Genomic DNA, 13,172 nt, shown 5'->3' with positions numbered 1-13,172 from the left:
GGCAACCCCCGCCCGGGGCCACCCGTCGCCATGGGGGAAGACTGTGGCGCACAGTCACCCTCGACAGGAAGGCCTGGACGTGTCGGAGCAGAGCAACGCCCTGAAACTGGTCGTGACGGGCGGAGCGGGGTACGTCGGCAGTGTCTGCGCGGCCCGGCTCGTCGAAGCCGGGCACGACGTCACGGTCGTCGACGACCTGTCCACCGGGCACGCCGACGCCGTCCACCCGGACGCGCGGTTCGTCGAGGGTGACGCCGCCGAGGTGGCGGGCAGCCTGCTTCGCGAGGGCTTCGACGGCGTGCTGCACTTCGCGGCCAAGTCGCTGGTCGGCGAGTCGATGACCGATCCGGCGAAGTACTGGGAAGGCAACGTCGTCACGTCGCTGCGGCTGCTCGAGGCCATGCACGAGCACGGCACGCCGCGCCTGGTGTTCTCCTCGACCGCGGCCACCTACGGCGAGCCGGAGTCGTCGCCGATCGCGGAGTCCGCGCCGACCCGCCCGACCAACACCTACGGCGCCACGAAGCTGGCCATCGACCACGCGATCACCAGCTTCGCCGCCGCGCACGGCCTGGCCGCGGTAAGCCTGCGGTACTTCAACGTCGCCGGCGCGTACGGCGCCTTCGGCGAGCGCCACGCCACGGAAACCCATCTCATCCCTCTCGTTCTGCAGGTCGCCACGGGCGACCGCGAGCGCATCCAGATCTTCGGCGACGACTACCCGACGCCGGACCACACCGCCGTCCGCGACTACATCCACGTCGCGGACCTCGCGGACGCCCACCTGCTGGCGCTGAAGCACGCGACCGCGGGTGAGCACCGCATCTACAACCTGGGCAACGGCACCGGTTTCTCCGTTCTCGAGGTGATCGAGGCCTGCCGCGAGGTCACCGGCCACGCGGTGCCGGCCGCGGTGGCGCCGCGCCGCGCGGGCGACCCGTCGGTGCTCGTCGCGGCCAGCGACCGGGCCCGCGAGGAGCTCGGCTGGAAGCCGGAGCGCACCGACCTGGCCGGCATCGTCCGCGACGCCTGGACCTTCACCCAGTCACGGCGCGCGGCCCAAGCCTGACGGCTAAGTGGCGCTCGGCGGCGAGCCGGGCGCCACGAGCACGGCCGGATTTGCGGCGGCACAGGCAGCGCCTCAGAACGGTGGTTGCTCTACGGGCTCCGGGCCGAATCGGAGGTGCGTTCGGCGACCGCGAACACCGACCCAGTGAGCATCACCGGCGTGGGCACGGCCGGGATTCTGCGTGGCGCAAGGTAATCCTCCTCAGCACGGCGGTTGCTCCACGGGCTCCAGACCCAAACCGAGATACGGCCGGCGACCGCGAACACCGACCTGGCGAGCATCACCCGCGTGGACACAGCCAGGACTCCGCGTGACACACGGCAACCCTCCTCATAACGGCCGTTGCTCCACGGGCTCCAGACCCAAACCAAAATGTGGTCGGCGACCGCGAACATCGACCTGGCGGGCATCACCCGCGTGGACAGCCGGGATTCTGCGTGGCGCACGGCAACCTCCTCAGAACGAACGGTTGATCCACGGGCTCCAGACCGAAACCGAGACACGGCCGGCGACCGCAAACACCGACCCGGTGAGCATCACCGGCGTGGATACGGCCGGGATTTGTTCTGACACAAGGCAATCCGCCTCCGAACGGTGGTTGCTCCACGGGGCTCCGGGCCGAAACGGAGATGCGACCGGCGACCGCGAACACCGACCTGGCGAGCATCACCGGCGTGGACACGGCCAGGACTCCGCGTGACGCAAGGTGATCCGCCTCAGAACGGTGGTTGCTCCGCAGGCTCCAGGCCGAAGCCCGGCATGCTGTCGGTTTCTGCGGCCAGGGCCAGGCCCAGTAGTTGCTCCGGGGGCATTCCGTGGTCCAGGACCGTGGTCAGCAGGCGGGCCATCAGGTGGTCCGGGGCCGCCTCCAGGGCGTTCTCCAGGGCCATACCCGCGAAGGTGCCTTCGCCGCGCATGAACGCCGTGTAGCCCAATAACGTCGCCGCCTCGGCTCGTTCTGGGGCGGGGAGCTCCTGGACCAGCGTCAGCCAGAGGCGCTCGGCCTCGCGGGCCTCCAGGGTGCCCGGTGGGACCGCCATCGTCAGGCACACGTCGCGGATCTCGGAGAGTGTCAGGGCGCACGCCAGGCGGACGGCCTCGGCGTCCGTGGGCGGGCCTTCACCGCGGCGCTGGCGGTCGAACGCCGCGCGGATCTCCGCGGCCGCGTCGTCGACGCGCGTCGATTCGGGCCACGGCGGCTCGGCCAGCCGGGACAGCTCGTCGGCTCGGCGGGCCACGGCTTCCGGTGACCGCGGGGCTAGCAGCGCCGCCAGCTCCTCGCGGCTGTCGAACACCACCGTGCCGCTCTCGGTGGCGGCGGCCGCGGCCACCGTCGAGGCGGGGTCCGGCAGCTCGCCGGCGCAGTCCTCGTCGGTATAACACACCCAGGGGGCGCCCTCCGCGATGTCGGCGGCCCACACCGCGTGCAGCACCGGGAGGCCGAACTCGGCGAGCGCCACCGCCAGCTCGTCGACGAAGCCCGCGTGCGGCGGCGGGCCGCCGGACCTTCGCCGGCCGCCGATGATCGCCACCGTGACGCCGGTGTGCGGGGCGGCGGCGAACCGGGGTGCGAGCGCCCGGGCCTGGTGGATCCGGTCCTCGCGGCGGGGCAGGTCGGCGCGCATCACCAGGCCGAGGCGGTCGCCGACGGGTGGCCGGTGGCCCAGCAGGACGACGGAGGCGCCCAGCCGGAAGCCGAGCAGGTACGGGAGCGCGGCCAGCAGCTGCGCGGGGTTTCTGAGGTCGACCGGCGTGCGGCCGGTCGGGATGGCGGTGGTCATGCCTCCACCGTGGGGCAGGACGGGGCCGGATGGGGCGGTGGCGGCGAATCTGTGGATGGGCGGGGCCGTTGTGGACGGATGGGCCCCGGAGCCGGTCCGGGCGGCGGTTTCTGTCGGTGGGGCGGGCTAGAGTGCCCGGCCCCACCGACCGGGGTCGCTCAGCCGCAGTGCTCGAACGGGCTCTCGTAGGTGTTGCTGCCCACCGAGCCGCCCCACTTCACGCAGGTGGCCGCGGCGGTCTTCTTCACCGGACCGGCGTAGTAGGTGAAGCTGCCGGAGTCGGTGGTCCGCGCGGCTCCCTGGACCTCCAGGAACGCGGAGACCGGGCTGGCCGTGCCGAGCGACGTCGCCTTGAGCGTCGTCACGCAGTTCGCCTTGGTCGAGGAGTTGTACAGCAGGTACGTGGTGCCGGACGAGCCGGCGAGGGCCTGCTGGTCGACGACGGAGAAGCCGGAACCGCAGACCTCTTCGGCGGAGTACGGGTTGCCGCCGCAGCTGTTCTTGCTCGTGAAGTCGGTGTGCCCGTAGTACGGCACCGCGACGCCGTTCAGCGTGGCCTTCTGGACGACGCTGTTGAGCCGCTCTTCGAAGTGCAGGTGCGGCCCGGTGACCCCGCCGGTCGCGCCCGCCTTGCCGATCTCCCTGCCGAGGGCGACCGACTGCCCGACCGAGACCTCCTGGGCCGACAGGTGCGCGTAGCGCGTCCGCCAGCCGCCGCCGTGGTCGAGCTCGATCCACTTGCCGTAGCTGGTGCTGCCCTCGTCCGCCACCCGGGTCACGGTGCCCGACGCGGCCGCCAGCACCGGCATCCCGGTGATGCCCGACTTCTGGAAGTCGACCGAGTACTCCGGGCTGTGCCCGCTGAACGTCGCCGCGGTCACCGTGGTGCCGCACTTGAACGGCACCTGGAAGTTGGGTGCGGCCGACGCGGTCGCCTGCCCGGCGAGGGTGAGGCCGAGCGCGGGCAGCACCGCGGCGGCGGCGAACACGGCGAGCCGTCGCAACCTGGACATGGGTGAACCTCCTGACGAGGGGAAGCTTGACACCGCACACCCAAGCCCGCGTCGGTACATTTTCCGTACAACCACCTAGCGGAGGACCGACGGCGATGACCACCCGATGGGCCCGGTTCCACCGGATCCCGCAGACCCAGGACTGGCTGCGGTGGGGGTTCATCGTGGTGCCGATGTTCGCCGCGATGCCGCAGGCGGACACGCTCTCGTGGATCCTCATCGGGGTCACCCTGGCGCTGTCGATCCCCCTGCTCTGGCTCTACACCGACGGCCGCCCCGCCCTGCCCGCGGCCCTGATGGTCACCGTGGTCGCGACGTCCGGCGCGCTCTGGGCGACCGTGCCGAACAGCTTCGCCTCGATCACGATGTTCAGCACCACGTTCTTCATCGTGCTCCGGCAGCCGGTGGTCCCGATCGTGGTGGCCATCCTGCTCGACCTCGGCGCGATCACGGTCTGGGCCGCGGTGCACGACGCCTGGCGCGGCGCCCTGCCCACCTACACGATCGTGGCCGTGATCATCCTGCTCGGGCTGAACCGGCGGACCCGGCTCGCCAAGCTCGAGCAGACCGAGCTGGCCTTGGCCCGCGCGCAGACGGCCACCGAGGAGCACGCACGCGCCGCCGCGCTCGCCGAACGCGCCCGCATCGCCCGTGAGCTGCACGACGTGCTGGCGCACTCGCTGGCCGGGCTCTCGCTGAACCTGCAGGGCGCGCGGCTGATGCTGGTGCGCGACGGGGCGAGCCCGGACGCCGTCGCGCAGATCGAACGCGCCCAGAAACTGGCGTCCGAAGGCCTCGCCGAGGCCCGGAAGGCGGTCGCCGCGCTGCGCGAGGACGCCGTTCCGGTCGAGCGGACCATCGCGGACCTGCTCACCGCGTACCGGCTCGACAGCGGGGCCCGCGCGGAGCTGCGCATCGACGGCGAGCCGCGCGACCTGGACCCGGCGGTCGGCACCGCGCTCGTCCGCGCGGTGCAGGAGGCGCTGGCCAACACGCGCAAGCACGCCGCGAAGGCGGACGTCGACGTGCGCTTGGACTACACCGGGGCCGAGGTGGCACTGACCGTGGCCGACCGGCAGGGCAGGCGGCCGCCGGACGCCCCGGCGGCAGGTTACGGTTTGCGCGGGATGAGTGAACGGGTCGCGCTGCTCGACGGGCGGTTCGAGAGCGGGCCGGGGGAGGACGGATGGCGGATTCACCTGACGGTGCCGGCGTGAGCCTGCGCGTTGTGCTCGCCGACGACCAGGCGGTGGTGCGGGAAGGCCTGGTGACGCTGCTCGGGCTGCTGCCGGGCGTCGAGGTGGTCGGCGCGGCCGCCGACGGGCTCGCCGCGCTCGACCTGGTCGCGCGGCACCAGCCGGACGTGCTGCTGGTCGACCTGCGGATGCCGCGCTGCGACGGCGTCGAGACCACCGAACGGGTCCGCGCCGAGCACCCGGGCACCGAGGTCGTCGTGCTGACCACGTACGCCGACGACGAGTCGCTGCTGGCCGCGTTGCGTGCCGGGGCCCGCGGTTTCCTCACCAAGGACGCCGACGCCGAGGCGATCGCCCGCGCCCTGCGCTCGGCCGCCGACGGCCAGTCCACAGTGGACGGCGAGCTGCAGCGCCGCCTGGTCGAAGCGGCCACGCGCAGCGCACCCGCGCGGGTGAAGGAGATCGAAGGCCTGACCGCCCGCGAGATCGAGGTGCTGCGGCTGATCGCGGCGGGCCTGTCGAACACGGAGATCGCGCGGAAGCTCGTGGTGAGCGAGGCGACGGTGAAGACCCACGTGAACCACCTGTTCACCAAGGCCGGGCTGCGGGACCGGGCTCAGGCCGTCGCGTTCGCCTATCGCGCGGGCATCGCGGACTGAGCTAGTTCGCCCCCGGCTTCACGAGGCCCGTTTCGTAGGCCAGCACCACCGCCTGCACGCGGTCGCGCAGGTCGAGCTTCGCCAGGATGCGGGCGACGTGGGTCTTCACCGTCGCCTCCGCCAGGTGCAGCCGCCCGGCCAGCTCCGCGTTGCTCAGGCCCGCCGCGAGCAGGCGCAGCACCTCCAGCTCGCGCGGGGTCAGCGCGGACAGGTCCCGGTGCAGGCGCTCGGCGCCGCGCAGCGCGTACCGCTCGACCAGGCGGCGGGTGATCACCGGCGCCAGCAGCGCGTCGCCGGCGCGGACCGTGCGGACCGCCGCGACCAGGTGTTCCGGGGTGACGTCCTTGAGCAGGAACCCGCTGGCCCCGGCGGCCAGGGCGGCGTAGACGTACCGGTCGAGGTCGAACGTGGTCAGGATGAGGACGCGCGGCTCGCCGGGGGCGCCGGTGAGGATGCGGCGGGTCGCGGCCAGGCCGTCCAGCTCCGGCATCCGGATGTCCATCAGGACGACGTCGGGGCGGGTGCGGCGGACCTCCGCGACGGCTTCGGCGCCGTTGGCCGCCTCGCCGACGACGGTGATGCCGTCGGCCGCGAGGATCATCCGGAACCCGGTGCGGACCAGGGCCTGGTCGTCGGCGACGAGCACCCGGGTCACGCCGCCTCCCAGGGGATCAAGGCCTCGACGCGGAAGCCGCCGGTCGGGCGCCGGCCCGTCTGCAGGGTGCCGCCGTAGAGCGCGAGGCGCTCGCGCAGGCCCGGCAGGCCGCGGCCGTCGCCGGTCGCGGCGGCGGGGGCGGCCGCTCCCCCGGTGTCGGTGACCTCGACGCGGAGCCGGTCGGGGCCGTAGTCGACGACGACGCGCGCGGCCGCGCCCGCCGCGTGCTTCACCGCGTTGGTCAGGGCTTCCTGGACGACGCGGTAGGCGGCGAGCCCGATTCCCGACGGCACCGGCCGCTCCGGCCCGGTCACCGTCAGCTCGACGTCGGCGCCCGCGGCCCGCACCCGGCCGACCAGCGCCGGGAGGCCGTCCAGGCCCGGCTGCGGCGTGAGATCCGGGCCGTCGGAGTCCGTCGTCAGCAGGCCCATCGCCTGCCGCAGCTCGGTCATCGCCAGCCGGCCGCTGTCCTCCACCGCGAGCAGCGCCTCCCGCGCCTGGTCCGGGGCGAGGTCCATGATCTTCCGCGCGGCCCCGGCCTGGATGACCATGACGCTCACGTTGTGCGTCACGACGTCGTGCAGCTCCCGCGCGATGCGGGCGCGTTCGTCTTCGACAGCGCCACGCAGCCGTTCGGCCTGCTGCCGCTCCACTTCGGCCACGCGCTCGCGTTCGGCGTCGGCCCGGACGCGCCAGGCGCGCAGCCCGAGGGTCGCGACGAGCATCGGGACGACGACGAGCAGGGTGACGTAGTGGGTCGGCACGATCGGCCAGACGTCGTAGCGCAGCTCCCCGGTCTCGAACACCCCCAGCAGCAGGCTGACCAGCGTCGGCGCCCGGTATGGGCTGAACGCCGCCGCGCTGTAGGCGGCGACCACGAACGGGTAGAACGTCAGCCGCGACGCCAGGTCGGGCGTCAGCACGAGCGCCGCGAGCGCGACCCAGAAGGCGGTCAGCGGGTACCGGCGGCGGAAGACGAGCGCCACGCCGGACGCGAGCGACAGCGCGACCAGGCCGAGCATCCGCGCCGTGTGCTCGTCGAGCGGGATCCGGTTGTCGAGCGCGCCGAGGTAGTTCAGCCCGATCGTCGTCACCACGAACGCCAGCGCGATGTCGAACGCCCACCCCGGCCGGGACGGGCGCGGCAGCGGGCCGCTCGGCCGGGCGAGCGGCCCGGCGAACGCGAACGGGCGGTCGGCGGTCACCGGCCCATTCTCGCCGAACCGGACGCCCACCGCGTCAGCCTCGTGACTACATCGGAAGGATGACGCCCCCGGGAAATGCGTCCGCGGGCCGACGCGCCCGGCCCCGCCGCGCTCCTACTTTCCCCTCGTCCGGTCCGCTGAACGAGGAGAACCCATGACGACGCCGCTGATCGAGGTGGCCGCGGCGAGCCGCCGGTACGACGACGGCCCGCCCGCGCTGGAAGGCGCGGCGCTGACCGTGTGGCGCGGGGAAGCCGTCGCGATCCTCGGGCCGTCCGGCAGCGGGAAGTCGACGCTGCTCAACCTGATCGCCGGGCTGGACCGGCCGGACGCGGGCACCGTCACGGTCGACGGCGTGCGCGTCGACAAGCTCGGCGAAGCCGCTTCCGCGCGCTACCGGCGGGCGAAGATCGGGATGGTGTTCCAGTTCTTCAACCTGCTGGACGACCTGAGTGTCGCCGACAACGTCGTGCTGCCCGCGCAGCTGGCCGGGATGGCCCGCCCGGCCGCCCGTGCCCGGGCCGCGGAGCTGCTCGACGTCCTCGGCATCGCGCGCCACGCCCGTGCCTACCCCGGGCGGCTGTCGGGCGGCGAACGCCAGCGGGTCGCCGTGGCCCGGGCCCTGGTGAACCGGCCGTCGCTGCTGCTGGCCGACGAGCCGACCGGCGCGCTCGACACGGCGTCCGGCGAGGACGTCGCCGGGCTGCTGCGGGAGCTCAACGCCGACGGCCAGACGATCGTCGTGGTGACCCACGACCTGGCGCTGGCCCGCTCCTGCACGGATCGCACGGTCAGCCTGGTCGACGGCCGGGTCACCGCGGACGCCGTCCGATGAGCGCACTCGGCCGGGTCGTGCGCTCCGGAGCCGGGCGGCGGCGGGTGCAGTCCGCGGTGATCGGGCTGGCCACGGCGATGGCGGTGACCTCGGCCGTGCTCGGCGGGGCGCTGCTGGTCGCGTCGCAGGCGCCCTTCGACGACGCGTTCGCCGCGCAGCACGGCGCGCACCTGACCGTTCAGTTCGACGGAACCCGGGACGCGGCCGCGCAGACGGCGACGGCGCCCGGTGTCGCCGCGGCGGCCGGGCCGTTCCCCACCGCGTCGCTCACGCCGGAGTTCGACGGCCGGTCCTTGCCGCCGATGACCGTCGTCGGCCGGACCGGCCCGGACGGCGCGGTCGACGACGTCACGCTCACCCAGGGCCGGTGGACGACCGGGCCGGGTGAGATCGTGCTGTCGGCCGACGGCGAGATCGCGGTGCCGCCCGGCAACAGGGTGCGGTTCCCGGAGCTGCCGGGCGCGCCGACGTTGACCGTCGTCGGGCTGGCCCGGTCGATCAGCCACACCGCCGACGCCTGGGTGCCGCCGGAGCTGCTGCCGGCCGCGCACTTCCAGATGCTGTACCGGTTTTCCGCCGCGGCGACGGCCGGGCAGGTCGACGCCGACCGCGCGGCCGTCGTGGTGAAGGCGCCGCCGGGCGCGGTGCGCGGCGCGCAGTCGTGGCTCACGGTCCGGCAGGCGGCCGTGCGCGCCACGGCGCTGTTCGTGCCGTTCCTGACCGCCTTCGGCGTGCTCGGCCTGGTCATGTCGGTGCTGGTGGTCGGCAACGTCGTGGCCGGCGCGGTCGGGGCGGGCACCCGCCGGATCGGCGTGCTCAAGGCGCTCGGGTTCACGCCGGGGCAGGTCGTGCGGGCCTACCTCGGCCAAGCGCTGATCCCGGCTGGCGTCGGCATCGCGCTGGGGGTGGCCGCGGGCAACGCGCTGGCCGTCCCAGTGCTGCACGAGACACAGGAGGCCTACGAGGTGGCGGGCCTGGCCGTGCCGCCGTGGGTCGACGCCGTCGTGGTCGCCGGGGCGCTCGCCGTGGTCGCGCTGACGGCGTGGGCGAGCGCGTGGCGCGCGGGCCGGCTGCGGACCGTCGACGCGCTCGCCGTCGGGCACACCCCGCCGGCCGGGCGGGGCCGGTGGGCGGCGCGGCTGGCCTCGCGCTCGGCGCTGCCGCGTCCGGTCGGCCTGGGTCTCGCGCGGCCGTTCTCCCGGCCCGCCCGCGCGCTGGCGATGTTCACGGCGGTCGCCTTCGGCGCCACCGCCGTCACGTTCGCCATCGGCCTGTCGTCGTCGCTGCTGGCCGTCCAGACCGCACGCGACCACGACATCACCGACGTGAGTGTCGGCGCGCCCGCCCCGGAGCCGGGTGCGCGGCCGACGGAAGACCAGCCGATCGCCGACCCGGCGGCGGTGGCCGCGGCGATCGCCGCCCAGCCGGGCACCCGCGCGTCCTACGGCGTGGCCCACGGCGCGGCGACCGTCGCCGGGGTGACCGGTTCCGCGCCGGTCACGTCGTTCACCGGCGACGCGTCGTGGGGCGGTTACGAGCTGACCGCGGGACGCTGGCTTTCCGGGCCCGGCGAGGCCGTGGTGCCGACCGCGTTCCTCACCGCGACCGGGACGCACGTCGGCGACCAAGTCACGCTGTACGTCCAGGGCGAAGCGGTCACGGTCCGGCTCGTCGGCGAGGTCTTCGACACCCGGCACGACGGCATGACCGTCTACACGGCTTTGCCGGAGCTGCGGCCGGACACCTTCTACGTCTCGCTGCGGCCCGGCACGGACCTGGCCGCCTACGTCGCCGCGCTGAACCCGGCGTTGCGCGGGCTGGGGGTCGCCGCGGACGCCGCACCGCCAGCCGGGGGCAGTGGCCAGATCGCCGTGCTGAGCGCGCTGACCGCGTTGCTCTCGCTGCTGCTGGTCGCCGTCGCGGGCCTGGGCGTGCTCAACGGCGTGGTGCTCGACACCCGCGAACGCGTCCGCGAACTCGGCGTCTTCAAGGCCCTGGGGATGACGCCCCGGCAGACGCTGACCATGGTGCTGGCGTCGGTCGGGGTGGCCGGGCTCGCGGGCGGGATCGCCGGGGTGCCGGCCGGCACCGCCCTGCACGCGGCGATCCTGCCCGCGATGGGCCGGGCCGCCGGGGTGACGCTGCCGCCGTCGGCGTTCACCGTGTACGGGCCGGGTGAGCTGGTGCTGCTCGCGCTGGGCGGGCTGGTGATCGCGCTCCTCGGGGCGCTGCTGCCCGCGGGATGGGCGGCCCGCACCCGGACGGCGACCGCGCTGCGGACGGAATGATTCAGAGCAGCCGGTCGGTGAACCCGGCGTCGGCGAGCCGGCCGAACGCGCGCTCGACCCCGGCCGGAACCCGTTGCGGGATCGCGAATCCGCGCTCGGCGTACGTCGTGATCCGCTGGGTTTCGCCGACCAGCATGCCGATCACGCGGGCGAGATCACCGGCCAGGTGCTCCTCGAGCGACGCCGGCCACGACGCGCACACGACGTCGACGCCGGGCCAGCGCCGCTTCGCCGTCGCGTAGGCCCGGCGTTGCTGGTAGGGCCGCGAAACCAGCGTCACCGACCGGACCGCGAGACCGCACTCGCCGAGCAGCCGCCGGGTGAACTCGATGTTGTCCCCGGTGTTGCGGGCTTCGGGCTCGACGAGGATCACGTCGTCGGGCACGCCGAGTTCGAGCGCGATTTCGCGGTAGTGGACCGCTTCGCCGCGCGGGAAGCGGTCCACCGTGGTCGGCGCGTTGGCGCCGGTGAAAACGATCCGCGGGAACAGCCCGGCGTGGAACAGCTCGGCGGTGTGCACCGCGACGCCGGGATCACGGCTGCCCAGCCCGATCCCGACGTCCGACCGCCGCGGCGGGTGCCGCAGGTCGTGGTACTCCCAGAGCGTCCGGACGTCGGCGCGCAGCTGCTCCGGCAGGGGTTCGCGCATCAGCCGAACGCGGCTCGCAGCGCCGGCTTGCCGCCCGTGACCGGGAGCGTCACCGTCGTCTTCGTCAGGTCGAGCGCGAGGCCCGCGCCCGGCTTGGGCCGCAGCGTGTAGTCGTGGTCGCTGGAAGCGAGCAGGAACTCGAGCCGGTGACCGGTGGCCAGGATGTAGTCCTTCGGCATCAGCTCGACGCCGATGCGGTAGCCCTGTCCCGGCGTGATCGGCTCGGTGACGGCCGGGCCGGTGCGGTTCTGCGGGTCGGTCCAGCCGCGGCTGATCACGTGGGACGTGCCGTCGGGCGCGCGGTCGAGCAGGATCGCCGAGACGTTCGCCGCGGGCCGGTCGAACGTCAGGGCCAGGTCGGCCCGCGCCGTCCCGGAGAGGCGCACCGGCTGCTTCGCCGTGGAAGTCGCGTACAGCAGGCGGTTTCCGGACGAAGCAGCCGCCGCCAGCTGCTCGATCGTCTTGGTCGCGTCATCGGCGAGGGTCTCGACGGTCGCCTTGCCCGGCACCGGGTTGCGCGTGTCGATCGTGCCCTTGGACCGGCCGCCGGGCCACGGGTAGACGCGGACGTCGGACGTCCCGGGCGCCGGCCAGTCGGCTTCGTCGGCCCACGAGAGGTCTTCGCGCTGGATGGTCGCCTTCGGCTCGTTCTGGATGCCGTTGTCGACGCCGTAGAGGTAGTGCGACATCCACTTGTTGAGCGTCGCGAGCCAGACGTCGCGGCGCAGCGAGTACGGGTCGGCGTGGCCGGACTGGTGCAGCCAGATCTTGTGCTCGACGCCGTGCGCCTTCAGCGCTTCGTACCACTCGGCGACCTGGTCGGTCTTGACGTTCCAGTCGTTGAGGCCGTGCACCGCGAGCACCGACGCGTGCACCTTGGCGACGTCGTTGCGGTAGTTGCGGACGTCCCAGAACGGCGTGTAGTCGCCGGTCACCCGGTCCTGGTCGCGGGTCAGGCCGTCGATGACCGGGCGGCAGATCTGCCGGTCCTCGCGGGTGTAGACGTACTCGGCGAGCACGTCGGCGTCCTCGCCCTGGTAACCGCCGGCGGCCACGACCGCGCCGTCGTTGCGGTAGTACTGGTACCAGCTGGAGATCGCGGCGATCGGCACGATCGTCTCGAGGCCTTCGACGCCGGTGCTCGCGACGGCGTTGGGCAGCGTCCCGTTGTAGGACACGCCCATCATGCCGGTCTTGCCGGTGCTCCAGTCGGCCTTCGCCGCGGCGCCGGCGGCGTCCTTCGCGGGCGTGCGGCCGTTGAGCCAGTCTACGACCGAGCGGGCGCCGATCGTCTCGTTGACGTCACCGGTGGTCGGGCAGCCGGTCGAGAGGCCGCTGCCGAGCGATTCGCCGTACACCACGGCGAAGCCGCGCGCGGTGAAGTAGTCCTGGTAGCGCCAGGTGATCGGCGCGGCCGGGCCGACGCCGTGCGCGGCGACGCGCGGGCCTTCGGCTTCGCGGGCGTACCCAGGCGCGGACAGCTCGACGTCGACGTCGTGGTTCGCGACGTCGTTGCCACCCGCGTAGTACGGGCTGGCCTGGTACACGACGGGGACCTTCAGCCCCTGGGCCGTCGCGCGCGGGCGCACGACCTGGGCGTGCACGAGGTCGTCGGCGCCGTCGTGGTCGCTGTCGACCGGCGCGGTGACCCAGACGTCCTCGCGGATCACGTCGGCCGGGTCGAACACCGGCTGGGCCTGGCCCCCGGTGAACACCGGGGCGGGCGGTGCGGCGGCCTCCGCGGCGACCGCCGTCAACGGCAGCGCGAGCACGGCGGCGAGCAGGACTGCGACCTTCACGGGACCCCCAAGCCGGGCGAAAA

At 73.8% G+C, this 13,172-nt stretch carries 11 protein-coding genes; 5 read left to right on the top strand and 6 right to left on the bottom strand.

The features are described from left to right. The first annotated feature begins 79 nt into the window (after positions 1 to 79). Positions 80 to 1,069 (top strand): UDP-glucose 4-epimerase GalE, encoded by a 990-nt coding sequence (galE, locus tag VA596_RS35295; RefSeq protein ID WP_323332909.1) that lies wholly within the window; start codon positions 80 to 82, stop codon positions 1,067 to 1,069. 716 nt (positions 1,070 to 1,785) lie between these two features. On the opposite strand, the gene VA596_RS35290 is transcribed toward galE, so the two are convergent. Both VA596_RS35290 and VA596_RS35285 read right to left on the bottom strand, forming a co-directional pair. Further along, on the bottom strand, positions 1,786 to 2,850 hold the full coding sequence (locus VA596_RS35290; RefSeq protein ID WP_323332908.1) for a DUF4192 domain-containing protein: 1,065 nt from the start codon (positions 2,848 to 2,850) through the stop codon (positions 1,786 to 1,788). A 158-nt stretch (positions 2,851 to 3,008) separates the two neighbouring features. Continuing rightward, positions 3,009 to 3,863 (bottom strand): M23 family metallopeptidase, encoded by an 855-nt coding sequence (locus VA596_RS35285; protein WP_323332907.1) that lies wholly within the window; start codon positions 3,861 to 3,863, stop codon positions 3,009 to 3,011. Positions 3,864 to 3,958: 95 nt separating this feature from the next. Between VA596_RS35285 and VA596_RS35280 the strand changes: the two genes are divergently transcribed. After that, positions 3,959 to 5,080, top strand: a complete 1,122-nt coding sequence (locus tag VA596_RS35280; RefSeq protein WP_323332906.1) for a sensor histidine kinase — start codon at positions 3,959 to 3,961, stop codon at positions 5,078 to 5,080. Continuing rightward, positions 5,077 to 5,718, top strand: coding sequence for a response regulator transcription factor (locus tag VA596_RS35275; protein ID WP_323332905.1), 642 nt, complete (start codon positions 5,077 to 5,079; stop codon positions 5,716 to 5,718). Before VA596_RS35280 ends, VA596_RS35275 begins: the two co-directional genes overlap by 4 nt. Position 5,719: 1 nt before the next feature. Here VA596_RS35275 and VA596_RS35270 read toward each other — a convergent pair whose 3' ends face one another. After that, positions 5,720 to 6,373 (bottom strand): response regulator transcription factor, encoded by a 654-nt coding sequence (locus VA596_RS35270; RefSeq protein ID WP_323332903.1) that lies wholly within the window; start codon positions 6,371 to 6,373, stop codon positions 5,720 to 5,722. After that, on the bottom strand, positions 6,370 to 7,578 hold the full coding sequence (locus tag VA596_RS35265; RefSeq protein ID WP_323332902.1) for a sensor histidine kinase: 1,209 nt from the start codon (positions 7,576 to 7,578) through the stop codon (positions 6,370 to 6,372). Before VA596_RS35265 ends, VA596_RS35270 begins: the two co-directional genes overlap by 4 nt. Before the next feature lie 154 nt (positions 7,579 to 7,732). Between VA596_RS35265 and VA596_RS35260 the strand changes: the two genes are divergently transcribed. Both VA596_RS35260 and VA596_RS35255 read left to right on the top strand, forming a co-directional pair. Further along, complete coding sequence (locus VA596_RS35260; RefSeq protein ID WP_323332900.1) at positions 7,733 to 8,413, top strand: ABC transporter ATP-binding protein; 681 nt, start codon at positions 7,733 to 7,735, stop codon at positions 8,411 to 8,413. Continuing rightward, entirely contained in the window at positions 8,410 to 10,701 is a 2,292-nt protein-coding gene (locus tag VA596_RS35255) for an ABC transporter permease (RefSeq protein ID WP_323332898.1), read from the top strand. Before VA596_RS35260 ends, VA596_RS35255 begins: the two co-directional genes overlap by 4 nt. Position 10,702: 1 nt before the next feature. Here the strand turns inward: VA596_RS35255 and VA596_RS35250 are convergent, their stop codons facing one another. Together VA596_RS35250 and VA596_RS35245 are read right to left on the bottom strand one after the other, a co-directional pair. After that, entirely contained in the window at positions 10,703 to 11,350 is a 648-nt protein-coding gene (locus VA596_RS35250) for a YdcF family protein (RefSeq protein ID WP_323332896.1), read from the bottom strand. Then, the gene (locus VA596_RS35245) at positions 11,350 to 13,149 is read right to left on the bottom strand and encodes a Xaa-Pro dipeptidyl-peptidase (protein WP_323332894.1); all 1,800 of its coding nucleotides are present in this window, start codon (positions 13,147 to 13,149) and stop codon (positions 11,350 to 11,352) included. The genes VA596_RS35250 and VA596_RS35245 overlap by 1 nt, the downstream gene beginning before the upstream one ends. Positions 13,150 to 13,172 lie beyond the last annotated feature (23 nt).

The sequence above is a fragment of the Amycolatopsis heterodermiae genome (assembly GCF_034929455.1).
Classification (GTDB): Bacteria; Actinomycetota; Actinomycetes; order Mycobacteriales; family Pseudonocardiaceae; genus Amycolatopsis; species Amycolatopsis heterodermiae.
Note: the sequence above shows the minus strand (reverse complement) of the source record. Positions and strands in the feature narration are given on the sequence as shown.